The sequence below is a fragment of the Enterobacter sp. RHBSTW-00175 genome, assembly GCF_013927005.1.
Classification (GTDB): Bacteria; Pseudomonadota; Gammaproteobacteria; order Enterobacterales; family Enterobacteriaceae; genus Enterobacter.
On record NZ_CP055930.1, the window covers coordinates 452,359 to 470,173 of the forward strand.

The window sequence follows — 17,815 nt, forward strand, 5'->3', positions numbered from 1 at the left end:
GTGATTAGCCGCCGTACACGTTGAAATCAAAGTATTTTTTCGCCAGTTTTTCGTAAGTACCGTCAGCACGCATTTCTGCAAACGCTTTATTCAGTGCTTCACGCAGTTCGTTGTCTTCTTTGCGCAGGCCCATACCGGTACCCACACCAAAGAGTTTCACATCCTTAATGGACGGACCACCGAACTTGTAATCTTTACCCACAGGCTGTTTCAGGAAGCCTTCGCTTGCGGCGACTTCATCCTGGAATGCGGCATCAATACGGCCAGCCGTCAGGTCAGCGTAGATATTTTCCTGGCCCTGATAAGAGACAATTTCAATCCCCTTTGGCGCCCAGTGTTCGTTACCGTAGGTTTCCTGAGTGGTCCCCTGCAACACGCCCACGCGTTTGCCTTTCAGTGATTCAATCGTTGGCTGGATATCAGAAGTTTTTGCCACCACCAGGCGAGAATCCGCAGCGTAGAGTTTGTCCGTGAAGGCAATTTCCTGCTGACGTTTTTCGGTGATAGAGAGAGAGGACATAATCACGTCGATTTTTTTCGCTTTCAGCGACGGGATCAGCGCATCCAGTGGGTTTTCAACGTAGGTACATTGCGCTTTGATACGTTTGCACAGTTCGTTGGCCAGATCGATGTCAAAACCGATCAGTTCCCCTTTCGCATTCTTCGATTCGAACGGGGCATAGGTTGGATCAGTACCAATACGAATTTTTTGCGGAATGGCAGCGAAAGCCGCGGTTGTGCTGGAAACGGCCAACACCAGAGAAAGTGACAATATCAGTTTTTTCATATCTATCCTCAACAGACTGGATTCTTACGGGATTTTTTACTACGACGGGGTGGCCTTAATGTGCCATTAATCCCCTCCGCAAGGCAAAAGATAATGCCCCACCGGTGGGATTTTTTGCATCATGAGTGCTTAAGTATGCATTAACAGGCCATTTACTGACCGCCAATGCACCATAATGGTTCACCAACACCCGTAAAGCACCACGACAGCCCCCTGCCATGGTGCATTCCCGCCAGCAGCGATTAGTCGCCGTATACGTTGAAGTCGAAGTATTTCTTCGCCAGTTTGTCGTAGGTACCGTCTTTACGCAGCTCTGCAAATGCTTTGTCGAACGCTGCTTTCAGCTCAGTATCGTCTTTACGCAGGCCAATACCGGTGCCGTCGCCAAAGTATTTTTTGTCTTTAACAGACGGGCCAGCAAACGCATAATCTTTGCCCGCAGGTTGTTTCAGGAAGCCTTCGCTTGCGGCCACTTCGTCCTGGAACGCAGCATCAAGACGGCCTGCCGCCAGGTCAGAGTAAATCAGATCCTGGTTCTGGTAAGCCACCACATCCACGCCTTTTTCACGCCAGGTCGCATTGGCGAAGCCTTCCTGGGTTGAGCCCTGAAGCACACCCACGTGCTTACCTTTCAGCGAGTCGATGGTTGGCTGGATTGGGGAGCCTTTCGCGGCAATCAGACGAGAGTCTGCGGCGTAGAGCTTGTCAGAGAAGGCAATCTCCTGCTGACGTTTTTCGGTGATGGAAAGAGAGGAGATAATGGCGTCAATTTTCTTGGCTTTCAGTGACGGGATCAGTGCGTCGAAGTCACTGCCCACCCATGTGCATTTAACCGCAATGCGTTTGCACATCTCATTTCCCAGATCGATATCAAACCCAACGAAATCGCCTTTCGCATCCTTGGAAGAGAATGGCGCGTAGGTTGCGTCTGTACCGATACGTACTGTCTGTGGAAGCGCTGCGTAGCTACCTGCTGCTGCACTTAACCCCACGAGCAAAGACAGAGCCAAAACCGTCTTCTTCATACATTTACCCTCAAGTACCGTGATTTTATTATGTATTGTGTTGTGTTGTGTTGCAGGCTTCTCTTGCAGGTCTTATGCCACATTGCCGTCTGGTCAAAAAATCGACGTTAAATATGTTAATAAAACGTTGCGATATTGCCTTAATGGTGAAAGATAGCAGGTCTGCCGAACGAACCGGAAAGAGAAAAAGGGAAAAAGCGAATTAAATGTTGAGGATATGATCGCGGTTGCAGTTTTGCCCTGAAACAGGGCAACTTGTCTTTTCATGCACACATCTGGTGCACAGATTCAGGCACCTTGCCAGCGCGTGAAAAGGTCTTCAGGCAGGTCGATATCAAACTGATCCAGCACGCGGTTAACCGTCTGATTAATCACATCATCCAGCGACTGAGGCCGGTGGTAGAACGCTGGCACAGGCGGCATGATGATGGCACCCAGCTCTGCCGCCTGGGTCATTAAGCGCAGATGCCCCAGGTGCAGCGGCGTTTCGCGTACGCATAATACCAGCGGGCGGCGCTCTTTCAGCACCACATCCGCAGCGCGCGTCACCAGCGTGTCGGTATAGCTGTTAACAATGCCTGAGAGGGTTTTAATTGAGCAGGGCAAAATCACCATTCCCGCCGTTTTAAACGAACCCGAAGAGATGCTGGCCGCGATATCACGGGCATCGTGAACCACATCAGCCAGTGACTGAACATCGCGCAGGGAGAAATCGGTTTCGAGGGAGAGTGTCTGACGCGCCGCCTGGCTCATCACCAGATGGGTTTCCACTTCTGCCACGTCACGCAGTATCTGCAACAGACGAACGCCGTAAATTGCGCCGCTGGCACCGCTTATCCCTACAATGAGTCGTTTCACTAAGATTGCCTCTTCCACATAATGACGCAAACTTTGCCGGATTAACGTGCCGGGCGCAACAGCGCATGAGATGCTTCGCTGCCAGAGCTTTCACGAATGACAAGCCGGACAGGCTGGAGCAAGTTTCTTTCGCTCTCTTCATTCAGCAAGAGGCGAAATGCATCCCGGCCAAGCTCTCGCTTATCAATCGCCACCGTGGTCAGCGGAGGATGAGCCCAGGCCGCGGCATCAATATCGTCGAAACCGACAATCGCCATATCCTCCGGGACATTCAGCCCCTTACGTGCACAAACACGCATCGCCACCAGTGCGGCAACGTCGTTATAAGCAAAGATAGCATCCGGCGGACGAGGCAAGGCGAGAAGATGATGCATCCCGTCAACCAGCGCCTGTTCAATGTCTTTCACCGGTGGCACTTCAACCTGGTACTCAGGGGGTAAAGTCAGCCCGGCATCAAATAATGCCTGCTGGTAGCCCTCCACACGCTGGCGAATGCTGTAATGGTGTAAAGAGTGCCCCAGAAAGGCAATCCGTGTTCTGCCCTGCTGGATAAGATGCCGGGTCGCCACAAAACCACCGTGGAAATTATCCGGGTTCACGCAGGGGAATTCCGGCGCCCACAGGTCGACCAGCGCCACGGGTAGCGATATTTTATGGATCTCCCGTAATACCTCGGGCTCCATATAACCTGCGCAAATCACCGCATCGGGCTGATGCAGGTTAACTATCTCATTGATCGAATCTTCCGGGCCGACGGGCTGAAAGCTCATGGCGACGTCATTTTCCCGACACGCATCGGCAACACCCAGCATGACTGAAGAATAAAAGGGTAAAGCGCTGGCAATATTGTGCTGTTTATGGAGTAAAAACAGCAGGCGCTTAATTCGCCCATTACGTAAACGACTGAAGTCGTAACCTTCAGCTTCGGCAATGAACAGGATACGCTGGCGAGTCTCCTCACTCAGACCAGGCTGCCCTTTCAGGGCACGCGATACCGCCGCAATCGACACGCCGCTTGCCGTAGCAATATCCTTAATTCGGGTCTTTTTTACCATTTTTTACGGTGTTACCTTTCAGTCGCCCTTCGCCTTTCACTCAATACATATTACTCACTCCTGCAACAAAACCCCACGCCAAATCGCTCCCCTGTACCATTGAGTGATGAGTATCACTATAAATAATTTATTTTTAGTAAAAATTACGATCGATTTCACATCGAATACACAACGCCATATACCGAAACTCCATGCCAGATCTATGCTCACCTGCGTTTATTTTTACGTAAAAAAGTCAGAGAAATGTCGTAATGGCTTGCTAAACGATCGCTAACTGCTACTGCATATGGGATGAGTTATGGCTACTGTCGATGATCTGGATAGTGATGTACCAAGCGTTGTTGATGCGGGAGAAACCCTCTCTACCCGCGAAAAAATTGGCTACGGATTAGGGGATGCAGGCGGGCACTGTATCTCTGATTTGATCAGCGGTTTTTTACTTTTTTTCTATACGGACGTGTTTGGTCTTAGCCCGGCGATTGTTGGGGCTATGTTCTTTGTACTGCGTATTTTCGATGCCATCTCCGACCCGGTGATGGGCATTATCGCCGACCGCACCCGCAGCCGCTGGGGCCGTTTTCGCCCCTGGCAACTGTGGACTGCCGTACCGCTTGGCGTAATCGGTATTCTGACCTTTACCGTGCCGGATATGGGTCCGAACGCAAAAATCGCCTGGGCATTTGGTACCTATTTCCTGCTCTCCATTGGTTACACCGCCAATAACGTACCTTACTGCGCGCTGATTAATGCGATTACCAACCGCCACGACCAGGTGATGTCCTGCCAGTCATGGCGCTTTGTGTTGAGCGGCATTGCCGGTTTTCTGGTGGCGGTCGGCCTACCCTGGATGGTGGAGTACTTCGGCCAGGGCAATCTGGCAAAAGGGTATCAGTACGGTGTGACCGTATTATGCACCATTGGGGTCGTGATGTTTTTGCTGTGCTTCATCTGGGTGAAGGAACGCGTGCCGCTGTCGCTGGCAGGCAATTTTACCCTGCGCGAGCATTTACAGGGGCTGCGTAAAAACGATCAACTGCTGATGATGCTGGTGATGTCTTTCCTGCTGGTCAACATCCTGTGCATTCGCGGCGGTGGGTATATGTATTTTATCTCCTACGTCCTCCAGGGAAGCGCGGGATATATGTCGCTGTTCTTTGGGATCCTCACCGTGGCCGGGATTGCCGGTGCGGTTATTGTTAACCCGCTCTCCCGCCACGTGGATATGGTGCGTCTGTATTTCTGGACTAACCTGGTGCTGGTCGCATTCGGGATTGGCATGTACTTCCTCCCAATCGGGCCGCAATACCAGACACTGTGGCTAGTGTGCATTGCCATTAACAGCGTGATCCAGGGCTTCACCCTGCCGCTGCACTTCTCAATTATGGCCTTCGCGGATGACTACGGTGAATGGAAAACGGGCGTGCGCTCCTCCGGGATGAACTTCGCCTTCAACCTCTTTTTCATCAAGCTCTCCTGGGCCTCTTCCGGCGGCATCATCAGCCTGATCCTGATTATGGTGGCCTATCAGCCAGGTCTTGGTAATCAGACCCCGGCCTCCGTTCACGGCATCACCCTGCTGCAAAGCCTGGTTCCGGCGATGTTTCACTTTGTGCTGGCCATGTGCCTGCTGAAGTGCCGCCTCAACGGCCCAATGATGAAACGTATTTCAACCGATCTTCACCAACGACATTCACACATTTCCTGAGGTAAACATGATGCAGTCTGATGTGATTGAAGCCGATCTGAATCGAATCACCGTTACCGACCCGTTTTTAGGGGAATATCAACGCCTCATCCGCGACGTCGTGATCCCTTATCAGTGGGAAGCCCTTAATGACGCTCTCCCGGAGGCGGAGCCCAGCCACGCGCTGGCCAACTACCGTATCGCCGCCGGGCTGGAGCACGGTGAGTTTTACGGCATGGTCTTTCAGGACAGTGACGTCACCAAATGGCTTGAAGCGGTTGCCTGGTCTTTACGCCAGAAGCCAGATCCACAGCTTGAAAAAACCGCCGATGAGGTAATTGAACTGCTGGCACAGGCCCAGTGCGAAGATGGCTATCTGAACACCTGGTATACCGTGAAGGAGCCAGGTCAGCGCTGGACCAACCTGGCCGAATGCCACGAACTTTACTGTGCCGGGCATCTGTTCGAAGCGGCGGTCGCGTTCTTTAACGCCACCGGCAAGGGCCGCCTGCTCGAAATCGCCTGCCGTTTTGCCGATCACATCGACTCGGTGTTCGGCCCGGCTCCCGGTCATCTTCGCGGTTATCCAGGCCACCCGGAAATCGAACTGGCGCTGATGCGCTTGTATGAAATTACCCGCGAACCGCGCTATCAGGCACTGGCCCGTTTCTTCGTCGAAGAGCGCGGTCAGCAGCCGCACTATTACGATATTGAGTTTGAAAAACGCGGCGGCACTCGCCACTGGGTCGGCTGGGGCGATGCCTGGCCGGGGATAATCAAAGACAAAACCTATACCCACGCGCATAAGCCGCTCAGCGAACAACATGAAGCTGTAGGCCACGCGGTGCGTTCGGTGTACCTGATGGCTGGCCTCGCGCATATCGCGCGCATGACGCACGATGAAGAGAAGCGTCAGAGCTGCCTGCGCATCTGGAACAATATGGTCCAGCGGCGGATGTATATCACCGGCGGTATCGGTTCACAGGGGATCGGGGAAGCGTTTACCAGTGACTACGACCTGCCAAACGACACCGCTTACGGCGAAAGCTGTGCCTCAATCGGCCTAATGATGTTTGCCCGCCGGATGCTGGAAATGGAAGGCGATGCACACTATGCCGATGTCATGGAGCGGGCATTCTACAATACGGTGCTGGGCGGCATGGCCCTGGACGGTAAGCACTTCTTTTACGTTAACCCGCTGGAAACCTACCCGAAAAGCATTCCCCATAACCACATTTATGACCATATCAAACCGGTTCGCCAGCGCTGGCTCGGATGCGCCTGTTGCCCGCCCAATATCGCCCGCACGTTAGTGGCAATCGGCCATTACATTTACACCCCTCGCCCGGATGCGCTGTTCATCAACTTCTACGCCGGTAGCGAGGCGCAATTTACGGTAAATAATCAGACGCTGGCGCTCATTATTGAGGGCAACTACCCGTGGGATGAAGACGTGACAATTCGCTTTACCCATCCCGGGGCCGTGGAGCATACGCTGGCGCTGCGCCTGCCAGAATGGTGTGCAACCCCGCAGGTTCTGGTCAACGGTGAAGCGGACCAGGGTAAAAACATCAAAGGCTATCTGCACCTGCACCGCACATGGCGAGAAGGTGACGTCATTACGCTTCATCTGCCAATGACCATTCGTCGCGTCTACGCCAACCCGCTGGTACGTCATGCTGCTGGTAAAGTGGCAATTCAGCGTGGGCCGTTGGTCTACTGCCTGGAAGAGGCGGATAACGGCGCAGAATTGCATAACCTCACCCTGCCGGAAGCGAGCGCGTTTCGCGAGAAACCGGGCACGGGCGTGCTGAAAGGAAAAGTGTTGCTGCAAGCGGAAGGATTACGTGTTCTGACAGCGCAGGAAGAAAAACCGCTGTACAGCTTTGATACTCGCCAGACGGCGGTGGAAATGCAGACGCTGACGTTTATCCCATGGTTTAGCTGGGCGAACAGAGGAGAAGGAGAAATGCGGATCTGGGTGAATGAAGGCCGTTAAAAAATCGAAGGGCGGCATCAGCGCCGCCCTTCAGGTTTATCAACCTTCGTTGTGCATCTCTAAGCTTTCGAGATCGTTTTGCAGCTGGACGGCTTTCGCATCGTCGTTGCGCAGCGAGTCAAGGTAGTCAAGGTACTGCTGGTCAACGTCTTTAGTTACGTAGATACCATTGAATACGGAGCATTCGAACTGCTGAATATCCGGGTTCTCGGCGCGTACGGCGTCGATCAGATCGGTCAGGTCCTGGAAGATCAGGCCGTCGGCACCGATTATCTGGCGAATTTCGTCCACTTCGCGACCGTGAGCAATCAGCTCATTGGCGGTTGGCATATCGATGCCATACACGTTCGGGAAGCGGATTTCCGGTGCTGCAGAGGCCAGGTACACTTTCTTCGCACCAGCTTCACGCGCCATCTCGATAATCTGCTCAGAGGTCGTACCACGCACGATGGAGTCATCTACCAGCAGCACGTTCTTGTCACGGAACTCAGCACGGTTGGCGTTCAGCTTACGGCGCACGGATTTACGGCGCAGCTGCTGGCCCGGCATGATAAAGGTACGGCCAACGTAACGGTTTTTCACAAAACCCTGACGGTATGGCTTATCCAGAATGCGGGCGATTTCCAGTGCGATATCGCAGGAAGTTTCCGGGATTGGGATAACCACGTCGATATCAAGATCGTCCCACTCGCGGGCAATCTTCTCACCCAGTTTGGTGCCCATGTTCACGCGTGCGCTGTACACAGAAATCTTATCGATGAAGGAGTCAGGACGGGCGAAATAGACGTATTCGAACAGGCATGGGTTGCTGACCGGGTTGTCGGCACACTGACGGGTAAACAGCTGGCCCTTCTCAGTGATGTAAACCGCTTCGCCTGGTGCGACGTCGCGCAGGAACTCAAAGCCCAGGGTATCCAGCGCCACGCTTTCAGAGGCAACCATATATTCAGTACGGCCATCGCCAAGATCGCGCTTGCCGAGCACCAGCGGACGGATACCGTTTGGATCGCGGAAGGCAACCATTCCGTGACCGATAATCATCGCCACACAGGCATACGCGCCACGGATCTGGCGGTTAGTCGCGGCAACGGCGGCAAAGATGTTGTCTGCTTCCAGCGGATAATGGCGGAAGTTATCCAGCTCACTGGCGAAGATATTGAGCAGGATTTCAGAATCAGAAGTCGTGTTAATGTGGCGACGTTTCTCTTCGAACAGCTTTTTACGCAGCTCATGGGCGTTGGTCAGGTTGCCGTTGTGGGCAAGCGTGATGCCGTATGGAGAGTTAACGTAGAAAGGCTGAGCCTCAGAGGCGCTGGAACTGCCAGCAGTAGGATAACGAACGTGACCAATCCCCATATTACCTTGCAGGCGCTGCATATGGCGGGCTTCAAACACATCGTTTACCAGGCCGTTTGCTTTACGTAAACGGAAGCAGTTGTTTGCATCAATGGTGATGATGCCTGCTGCATCCTGTCCACGGTGCTGAAGCACCGATAATGCGTCATAAATAGACTGGTTTACCGGCATGAAACCGGCGATACCGACAATACCGCACATTCGTCTTTTCCTCGTTAAGAGTTTGGTTTAGTAGGCGTAATTGTCGCAGACAGTTTGAACACGGACAGCGCGCGACAACCGGAGCGTACACGTAGTACGCGAGGATTGTGAGCACTGCCCTGGTTCAAAATGGCAAGTAAAATAGCCTAATAAACCAAACTCTAAGCCACATCTCAGAGCTTATGCCCTGGGCAAGAAACTCGACGAGCTTTGCAGATAGTCAAAGAACCATCTGATGATGAAGCTGAACTCTGGAATGAGCTGCGACTTCTGCCAGTCTTCACTTTTTGAGAACCCGGTAAAGGTATCAAGGAAGAACAGTATCGCAGCCACAATCAGCACGCCACGCAACGCCCCGAAACAGATCCCGAGCACCCTGTCCGTTCCTGACAGACCGGTTTTCTCGACCAGCTGACCTATCACGTAATTCACGATAGCGCCGACTAACAGCGTCGCGATAAACAATACCGCGATGGCGATTCCATTTCGGACCAGTTCATCTTCAAAGCCCGTGAACCAGACAGACAGGTAAGTGTAGTAATGACTGGCAACAAAGAAAGCACAACCCCATGTCACCAGCGATAACGCTTCACGTACAAAGCCACGGATCAGGCTAACCAGACAGGAAAAACCAATCACCGCAATGATGGCGTAATCAATCCAGACCATATGTGTCCCACGATTAAACGCCCTGTCATCCAGTTCGGGGCGAATTCTAACAGAAAAAGAAAACGTTTGCGTAGGGATTTCCTTCCCGCGCGTAAATAAAAAAGGCGCTGAAAAAATGTTCAACGCCACAGGCTTTTTACGTCTCTGCGGACGTATGTTTCCCTCACCCCAGGGGGAGAGAGGAAGATCAGTTCGCGCTGTAATTCATCACCACACCGCTCAGACCAGAGATTTGCTTCAGTTCGCCAAGCGATCCTTTCAGCTTATCTTTAGATGCTTCCGGCCCCACGAGAATACGGGTGATTTTACCCTGTACAGGCGTGGAAGGTGAAGTGTAAACCCGATAACCCGCACTGCGCAGTTTACCCACTACCTCATTGACTTTATCGGCATTTTTTAGCGCACCGAGCTGCACAACGTAGGCTTTACCGGTTGGGGCAGCATCCTGCTGAGCCGGTTTTGCCGGAGGCGGTGTTTCTGACGCAGCCGCAAGCTGATCGGTGGTTTTATCACGCTGCGGTTTTGGCTGTGGTTTCTCGACAGGTTTCGGTTTTTCAACAGGCTTAGGCTGCTCAACCGGAACAGGCACAGGATCGATTTCACTGTTGGTGTTCACTGCCAGACGAGAAGGATCGAGCGACGGTGCCGCAGCATCCCCTGCCCGCACCTCTTCAGCCGCACCTTCCGGGGGCTGAGCAGGCAGAGCCTGAGTGGCAGCAGGGGACATATCAGGCTCGTCACGGTCGCCCGGTTTAGGGACCAGCGGGATTGCCGCGAATTCGTCCTGATAATGCTTTTTCTGCCCGTCGAGCAAACCGGGGAGAATAATCACCCCCAGCGCAACAAGCACAATGGTTCCTGTTAAACGGTTCTGAAACTTACTCGCCACCGGTTCTCCCCGCGTCCATCACTTCCATGACATGTGCTACGGTGTGGAACGACCCACACACCAGCACGGTATCTTCTGGGTTAGCATCTGCCATCGCAGCTTCCCAGGCCAGCGCCACGCTTTTATAGATTTCGCCTTTGCCGAGATGTTCCATCAACTGTTCGGCAGTGGCGCCACGTGGCCCCTCCAGTGGAGCACAATACCAGCAATCGACCACAGTCTCCATGCAGGCCAGCGTGCCAGCGATATCTTTATCATGAAGCATACCGATAACCGCCAGGACGCGCCCGGTTTTTGGTAACGATTTAAGACGTCCGGCAAGATATGCTGCCGCATGAGGGTTATGCGCCACATCCAGGATCACGCGCGGTGACTCACTGACAATCTGGAAACGCCCGGGCAGAACCGCATTCCGGATGCCGTCGCGAATCGCCTGTTCACTAACGTTCAGTCCACTGGCACGCAGCGCTGCCAGTGCGGTTGCCGCATTCGGCTGCGGCACCTGCGGCAGCGGCAGGTTTTCCAGCGCACCCTGAGCATCGCTGAAATGCCAGCCGTTTTCCTGCACCTCGTACTGCCAGTCAACCCCGCGACGCAGTAGCACAGCGCCCTTCTCTTTCGCAACGTCAGCAATGGTGTGCGGCATATCCGGCTCGCCTACTACAGCAGGCCTGTTAGCGCGGAAAATACCGGCTTTCTCGCGGCCAATGTTTTCCCTGTCCGGCCCCAGCCAGTCGGTATGATCCAGGGCAATACTGGTCACCACGGAGACATCAGCGTCCACCATGTTGGTGGCATCAAGACGCCCGCCCAGACCAACTTCCAGAATCACGACATCAAGCTCTGCCTGCTTAAACAGCCACAATGCAGAGAGCGTACCGTATTCAAAATAGGTTAATGAGATCTCACCGCGCGCGGCTTCGATTTCGGCAAAGGAGGCGGTATGGGCAGATTCCGGCAATTCGCTGTTCTGTACGCGCACACGCTCGGTATAACGCACCAGATGCGGAGAGCTGTAAACGCCAACCTTAAAGCCCGCGGCCATCAGTATCGATTCCAGCGTGCGGCAGGTGGTACCTTTACCGTTAGTGCCCGCAACAGTAAACACGAAAGGTGCCGGTTTTAACACGTCCAGACGCGCGGCGACCTGGCTTACGCGCTCAAGCCCCATATCAATAGTTTTACTGTGCAGGTTTTCCAGATAAGAAAGCCACGCGGCCAGGGGCGACGTGGCTTGGGGAATGCTGTTATTTTCCATGATGCCCGGTTGTCATTAACGATTAGAAAGAAAAAGGGCAGCGCCAACCGGCCCTGCCCTTTTCAGTTATCAGGCTTCGGGTTCCTGATCCGGTACGACCACGCCTTCGCGCGGCTCATCCGGGTTAGGCGCTGGCAGATTCATCAGCTTCGCCAGAATGCTTGCCAGTTTCAGGCGCATTTCCGGGCGGCGAACGATCATGTCGATAGCGCCTTTCTCGATGAGGAATTCACTGCGCTGGAATCCAGGCGGCAGTTTTTCACGTACGGTTTGTTCGATAACGCGAGGGCCCGCAAAGCCGATCAGCGCTTTTGGCTCAGCGATGTTCAGATCGCCCAGCATCGCGAAGCTTGCAGAGACACCACCCATGGTTGGGTCGGTCAGTACAGAAATGTACGGCAGACCGCGTTCCTGCATTTTCGCCAGCGCAGCAGAGGTTTTCGCCATCTGCATCAGGGACATCAGCGCTTCCTGCATACGTGCGCCACCAGAGGCGGAGAAGCAGATCAGCGGGCAGTTGTCTTCCAGCGCCTGCTCTACAGCACGAACGAAACGCGCCCCCACTACGGAGCCCATTGAGCCACCCATAAAGGAGAACTCAAACGCTGCGGCAACAACCGGCATCTCGTGCAGAGTGCCTTTCATCACGATCAGCGCGTCTTTCTCGCCAGTCTCTTTCTGAGCAGAGGCCAGACGATCTTTGTATTTTTTGGAATCGCGGAACTTCAGCACGTCTTTCGGCTCGAGTTCGCTACCCAGTTCTACCAGAGAACCTTCGTCCAGCAGACTATGCACGCGGTTACGCGCCGACATGCGCATGTGGTGGTCACACTTAGGACACACCTCAAGATTGCGTTCCAGCTCCGCGCGGTACAGAACCTGGCCGCAGCTATCACACTTCGTCCATACCCCTTCTGGAATACTCGCTTTACGAGTCGGGGTTATGTTGCTTTTAATTCGTTCAATCCAGCTCATTGATAACCTTTCTGCCTGAACCTGGTCGGATGCCAGTTTTGCTATAAGAGGCGAATAATGCCATTTTTGCCTCCAACAGACCATGAATGTTGCACATTAAAACATAACAGCCCGAAACTTTGGATAAAAAAGTGGTCGAACCGCCGATGTGCATTTACTTCGCTTGTTTTGCCGCCGCGCGTCTGTGGCGAATAATTTCGATAACGCCTGGCAGGATTGAGAGCACAATAATGGCTACAATCAGCAACTTAAGGTTTTCCTGCACCACCGGAAGGTCACCAAACAGGTAACCTGCGTAGGTAAACAGCAGTACCCACAGCAGTGCACCAACAACGTTGTACGCCGCAAAGTGACGATAGGACATATGGCCCATTCCTGCCACAAAGGGGGCAAAAGTACGAACAATTGGCACAAATCGCGCAAGGATAATAGTTTTGCCGCCATGACGTTCGTAGAACGCGTGCGTTTTGTCTAAGTAGCTACGGCGGAAAATCTTCGAGTCAGGGTTGCTGAATAATCGCTCACCGAACACCCGACCAATGGTGTAGTTGAGGGCATCACCCACAATCGCTGCGACAACCATCAGCGCCACCATCATATGTACATTCAGATCATTCGTTGGCAGCGCCGATAACGCCCCGGCAACGAACAGCAGCGAATCTCCCGGCAGGAAAGGTGTAACTACCAAGCCGGTTTCACAGAACAGGATCAGGAACAGAATGGCATATACCCACACGCCATATTGTGCGACCAGCTCCGCCAGGTGAACATCGATATGCAGAATAAAATCAATCAGAAAACGTATTAAGTCCATATTATCTAAGCCTTAATTGCACCTTGTTTAGTCCGCTAAAAATAGCGGGCCCATTGGCGGTTTAGGAAGGTCAAACCGTTCCGGATAATCGACTGATACCAGATACAGCCCTTCAGCTTTCGCCGTTGCTGCCGCAAGCGTTCTGTCCTTAATTGCCAGCAGTTCTGCAATCCAGCTCTCCGGCTGGTGTCCGGCGCCCACTTCCATCAGGCTGCCAACAATATTCCTGACCATATGATGTACAAAGGCATTGGCTTTGATATCTACCACCACATATGCGCCATAACGACTGACGTTAATGTGCATGACGTTACGCCACGGCGTACGGGACTGACACTGCACCGCACGGAACGACGTAAAGTCATTTTCTCCTAACAAAGACTGCGCCGCACGGTGCATACGTTCTGCATCCAGCGGTTCATAAAAATGGGTCACGCCCTGGCTTAACACCGCAGGACGCAGGCGCTGGTTATAGATGACATAGCGGTAGCGGCGTGCGGTGGCGCTGAAGCGCGCATGAAAATCATCCGGCACAGCTTTCACCCAACGAACCGCAATGTCTCCAGGTAAATTCGCATTTACGCCCAGCGTCCATGCGGCGTCTTTACGTACAGCGGTGGTTTCGAAATGAACCACCTGCCCGGTGCCGTGGACACCGGCATCCGTGCGGCCAGCGCACAGGACGTTGATCGGCTCATTCGCCACCTGAGAGAGCGCTTTCTCCAGCTTTTCCTGGACGCTGCGCACTTCATTCTGACGCTGCCAGCCATAGTATTTACTGCCATCGTATTCGATACCGAGGGCAATTTTATGAACTGGCTTTTGTTCCACTTCCGACATTAGTACAGGTACTCCTGCACCAGTTTTTCAGCAATTTTTACCGCCATCAGCGCGCCGCCAAAGCGCACGTTATCGGCAACGGACCAGAACTGAACTTGCTCCGGCATCCCGTAGTCGTTACGCACACAGCCAACGGAAAGGTGTGCGCTACCGGTGGCATCGCCAACCTGGGTCGGGAATTCGCTCTCTTCAGACAGCGCGATATCGTCACCACGACCAAACGCATCGCGCGCTTCTTCCGCCGCCAGCGGGCGCAGTGCTTCAAAACTCACCATCTGCGCATGGCCATAGAAAACAGGTGACTGCACCACGTTTGCGGAGATCATCAGGCCATCGTCCTGCATAATTTTGCGGGTTTCATCAACGATACGGCGTTCTTCGCGCACTGAGCCTTCGCGGTCTGGCAGCAATGGCAGCATGTTGAAAGCCAGCTGACGACCAAAGAAATCGTCTTCGTCAATCGGGATGCCGTTCAGCAGCTTCGCACTCTGCCCCGCCAGCGCATCGACGGCCTTTTTGCCGTTCGCGGAGGCGGACAGCAGGCTGGTCACGGTGATACGTGACAGGCCGCCATCGTCGATCAGCGGTTTCAGCGCGGTAAGCAGCTGGCTGGTCAGGCTACCTGGAACCGCAATGATATTGCGGTTACGGTAGTCAGCCAGAACAAACGGGTTCACATCCGGCACAACCAGCGGAACATCAGGCTCCATTGAGAACAGGCCGCTCAGATCAATCACCAGGCAGCCGGAGTTGGTGGCGTCTTCAATATAAGACGCGGTGGCTTCAACGCCAGCTGCGAAAAACGCCAGCTGCGCCTGCGTCCAGTCGAATTCGGCCGCATCCTGAACCATGACGGATTTACCGGCAAAACGCAGATGTTCGCCTGAGCTGTCGGTACGCGCCAGGGCGTAAATCTCTCCCACCGGGAACTGACGCTCAGCAAGGGTTTCAAGCAGGGCTTCGCCCACGGCGCCAGTGGCACCTAAAATGGCAATGTTCCAGCCTTCAGACATGGTGGTTTACTCCAGAAATAAAAAAGCGTCCCTGCCGGAGTATCCGACAGGGAGCATTAAGAAGACATTAACGCGCCGGGTTATGTGTGGCGTTAAAACCCAGTCGATGCAGCAGCGTCGCCGCCGCTGCGTCGTCGCACATTACGTACAGGGAAGACCATTCACGACGCTCAAGATAGTTCTTGCGCAGCTTGTCAAATTCACCCGGAATACCTGCGACTTTTCGCAGCAGCGCGTCATCGCGGCGCACATCATACACCAAATGCACCAGTCTTTTCAGCGTAGCCTCATCAAGCGGGCCATGCAGCGTGATGCGACCAAATTCCGGTGCAGGCAGCAACATATCCAGCGCGACCTGCTGCGGTTTGCCAATAAAGGCGCTATAGGCTTCAAAGACCTGCGTGGTACCACGCGCTTTGCCTTCAAGGGTATAGCCTGCAATATGCGCGGTGGCCACATCGACCCTGTTGAGCAGCTCAACATTAAGTTCCGGTTCAGGCTCCCACACGTCCAGTACGACGCTCAGTTCCTGCCCTTCTTTCAGGCATTTCAGCAGCGCCGCATTGTCAACAACCGGGCCACGGCAGGCATTTATCAGAATAGTGCCAGGCTTCAGACGGCGGATAAGGGTTTCATCAACCAGATGCAGCGATTTATACGGGCCATCTTTGAAGAGAGGCGTATGGAAGGTGATGACATCGCACTGCGCGACCAGCTCGTCTAGCGTGCGGAAATCCCCCTCATCACCCTTATCTTTACGCGGCGGGTCGCACAGCAGCGTACGGATGCCCAGCGCTTCAAGGCGCTTTTGCAGACGTCCGCCGACGTTACCCACCCCCACAATTCCCACCGTGCGGTCTTTCAGAGCAAAACCATCGCGCTCGGCCAGCATCAGGAGTGAGGAGAAAACATATTCCACTACAGCAATGGCATTGCAGCCCGGTGCGGCAGAGAAACCAATCCCCGCCTGGCTGAGCCATTGGTCATCCACATGATCGGTCCCTGCAGTTGCCGTCCCGACAAATTTCACTGCTTTGCCGGAAAGTAACGACTCATTTACTTTGGTCACCGAACGCACCATCAGTGCGTCAGCATCATCCAGCTCGTTGACTGGAATTGGGCGACCCGGGACAGCCTTAACCTCACCCAGGCGGCTAAACAGCTCACGGGCGTAAGGCATATTTTCATCAACGAGGATTTTCACGTCTGAGTACCTGTTTGAGAGGAAGAAAACCTGCCAAGTGTGCCATAATCTTGCCGCCAGGCATACACGAAACCCTGGTTTAGGCAGAGTTTTGACTTTAAGGATTTTTGACGATGCAGCCCATTTCAGGTACGCCTCCGCGCCCTCCCGGTGAAGGCCCCGTAACCCCCAATGTCGCAGGTGAACAACCGCTATCCACGCAACAGCGTACCGTGCTGGAGCGCCTGATAACACGCCTGATAGCCCTCACTTCCCAGCAAAACGCAGAGGTATGGGCCGGGGTGAAGCATGATTTAGGAATAAGAAACGACGCGCAGCTCCAGTCGCGTCACTTCCCTGCTGCAGAGCAAAACCTGAATCAGCGCCTGAATTCGGCACAACTTAACCACAATACTCGCCAGATTATTGCGCAGTTGACTGAGCTGTTGGGCCAGGGCAATAACCGCCAGGCGGCGAGCGATTTCATTCGCCAGCAGTACGGCCAGACCGCGCTCAGCCAGCTCACACCAGAACAGTTAAAGACCGTGCTGACGCTTTTGCAAACCAATCAGCTTGCTATCCCTCAGCCGCAGCAGCGCCCGGCGACCGAACGCCCGCTACTGCCCGCAGAGCACAATACGCTTAAGCAAATGGTGACAAAACTGGCGGCCGCGACGGGCGAACCGACGAAGCTAATCTGGCAATCGATGCTGGAACTTTCTGGTGTGAAAGCCGGAGAGATGATCCCGGCAAAACAGTTTACCCATCTGGTTACGTGGCTCCAGGCGCGCCAGACACTCAGCACTCAGAGCGCCCCGACCCTGCATACGTTACAGGCAGCACTAAAACAACCGCTTGAGCCGCATGAGTTTGAGGCTGTTCAGGATTACGCCCAACAGACCTGGCAGGCAACGCCGCAAACGATACTAACCACGCCGCAGGTGCAGGATTTGCTGAATCAGATCTTTGTCCGCCGTGCAGAACGCGAAGGCGGTATACCTGAAGCGCGCAACATTCAGCCGATCTACAGCCCGCTGTTTGCGCCGGTAGTGGAGACGTTCAGAACCTTGTCTGCCCGCCCTGGGTTGATGTTTATTGCGCTGTTGGTGGCACTGGCGATTTTCTGGCTGGTTGCGTGATGTTTTGCCCGGTGGCACTTCGCTTAGCGGGCCTACAACGACTCGAACCGTAGGCCGGGTAAGGCGCAGC

General features: G+C 53.9%; 16 protein-coding genes. 3 read left to right on the forward strand and 13 right to left on the reverse strand.

The window, feature by feature from the left end:
• Positions 1–4: 4 nt before the first annotated feature.
• The 4 genes from hisJ to HV107_RS02155 form a co-directional block, all read right to left on the reverse strand.
• Positions 5–787, reverse strand: coding sequence for a histidine ABC transporter substrate-binding protein HisJ (hisJ, locus tag HV107_RS02140; RefSeq protein ID WP_182061885.1), 783 nt, complete (start codon positions 785–787; stop codon positions 5–7).
• A 242-nt stretch (positions 788–1,029) separates the two neighbouring features.
• A complete protein-coding gene (gene argT, locus HV107_RS02145) occupies positions 1,030–1,812 on the reverse strand; it encodes a lysine/arginine/ornithine ABC transporter substrate-binding protein ArgT (RefSeq protein WP_182061886.1) in 783 nt (260 codons plus the stop codon).
• 288 nt (positions 1,813–2,100) lie between these two features.
• On the reverse strand, positions 2,101–2,670 hold the full coding sequence (locus HV107_RS02150; RefSeq protein WP_182061887.1) for a UbiX family flavin prenyltransferase: 570 nt from the start codon (positions 2,668–2,670) through the stop codon (positions 2,101–2,103).
• A gap of 41 nt (positions 2,671–2,711) precedes the next feature.
• Complete coding sequence (locus HV107_RS02155) at positions 2,712–3,725, reverse strand: LacI family DNA-binding transcriptional regulator (protein ID WP_182061888.1); 1,014 nt, start codon at positions 3,723–3,725, stop codon at positions 2,712–2,714.
• 298 nt (positions 3,726–4,023) lie between these two features.
• Here HV107_RS02155 and HV107_RS02160 point away from each other — a divergent pair, with 298 nt between their 5' ends.
• Both HV107_RS02160 and HV107_RS02165 read left to right on the forward strand, forming a co-directional pair.
• Positions 4,024–5,430: an MFS transporter gene (locus HV107_RS02160; protein ID WP_182061889.1), complete on the forward strand. Its 1,407-nt coding sequence runs from the start codon at positions 4,024–4,026 to the stop codon at positions 5,428–5,430.
• A 7-nt stretch (positions 5,431–5,437) separates the two neighbouring features.
• Entirely contained in the window at positions 5,438–7,408 is a 1,971-nt protein-coding gene (locus HV107_RS02165; RefSeq protein ID WP_182061890.1) for a glycoside hydrolase family 127 protein, read from the forward strand.
• A 39-nt stretch (positions 7,409–7,447) separates the two neighbouring features.
• Here the strand turns inward: HV107_RS02165 and purF are convergent, their stop codons facing one another.
• From purF to pdxB, 9 genes are all read right to left on the reverse strand, one after another.
• On the reverse strand, positions 7,448–8,965 hold the full coding sequence (gene purF / locus HV107_RS02170) for an amidophosphoribosyltransferase (protein ID WP_182061891.1): 1,518 nt from the start codon (positions 8,963–8,965) through the stop codon (positions 7,448–7,450).
• A 180-nt stretch (positions 8,966–9,145) separates the two neighbouring features.
• A complete protein-coding gene (gene cvpA / locus HV107_RS02175) occupies positions 9,146–9,634 on the reverse strand; it encodes a colicin V production protein (protein ID WP_014071138.1) in 489 nt (162 codons plus the stop codon).
• Between the two features lie 187 nt (positions 9,635–9,821).
• Complete coding sequence (gene dedD / locus HV107_RS02180) at positions 9,822–10,523, reverse strand: cell division protein DedD (RefSeq protein ID WP_182061892.1); 702 nt, start codon at positions 10,521–10,523, stop codon at positions 9,822–9,824.
• Positions 10,513–11,781, reverse strand: coding sequence for a bifunctional tetrahydrofolate synthase/dihydrofolate synthase (folC, locus tag HV107_RS02185; protein ID WP_182061893.1), 1,269 nt, complete (start codon positions 11,779–11,781; stop codon positions 10,513–10,515). The genes dedD and folC overlap by 11 nt, the downstream gene beginning before the upstream one ends.
• A gap of 69 nt (positions 11,782–11,850) precedes the next feature.
• Positions 11,851–12,756, reverse strand: coding sequence for an acetyl-CoA carboxylase, carboxyltransferase subunit beta (gene accD, locus HV107_RS02190; protein WP_182061894.1), 906 nt, complete (start codon positions 12,754–12,756; stop codon positions 11,851–11,853).
• A gap of 154 nt (positions 12,757–12,910) precedes the next feature.
• On the reverse strand, positions 12,911–13,570 hold the full coding sequence (locus HV107_RS02195) for a DedA family protein (protein WP_014071141.1): 660 nt from the start codon (positions 13,568–13,570) through the stop codon (positions 12,911–12,913).
• Between the two features lie 27 nt (positions 13,571–13,597).
• Positions 13,598–14,410: a tRNA pseudouridine(38-40) synthase TruA gene (gene truA / locus HV107_RS02200; protein ID WP_182061895.1), complete on the reverse strand. Its 813-nt coding sequence runs from the start codon at positions 14,408–14,410 to the stop codon at positions 13,598–13,600.
• Entirely contained in the window at positions 14,410–15,423 is a 1,014-nt protein-coding gene (locus HV107_RS02205; protein WP_182061896.1) for an aspartate-semialdehyde dehydrogenase, read from the reverse strand. Before HV107_RS02205 ends, truA begins: the two co-directional genes overlap by 1 nt.
• 67 nt (positions 15,424–15,490) lie before the next feature.
• Positions 15,491–16,627, reverse strand: a complete 1,137-nt coding sequence (gene pdxB, locus HV107_RS02210) for a 4-phosphoerythronate dehydrogenase PdxB (protein WP_182061897.1) — start codon at positions 16,625–16,627, stop codon at positions 15,491–15,493.
• 113 nt (positions 16,628–16,740) lie between these two features.
• On the opposite strand from pdxB, the gene flk reads away from it, so the two are divergent.
• Positions 16,741–17,745 (forward strand): flagella biosynthesis regulator Flk, encoded by a 1,005-nt coding sequence (gene flk / locus HV107_RS02215; RefSeq protein WP_182061898.1) that lies wholly within the window; start codon positions 16,741–16,743, stop codon positions 17,743–17,745.
• Positions 17,746–17,815 lie beyond the last annotated feature (70 nt).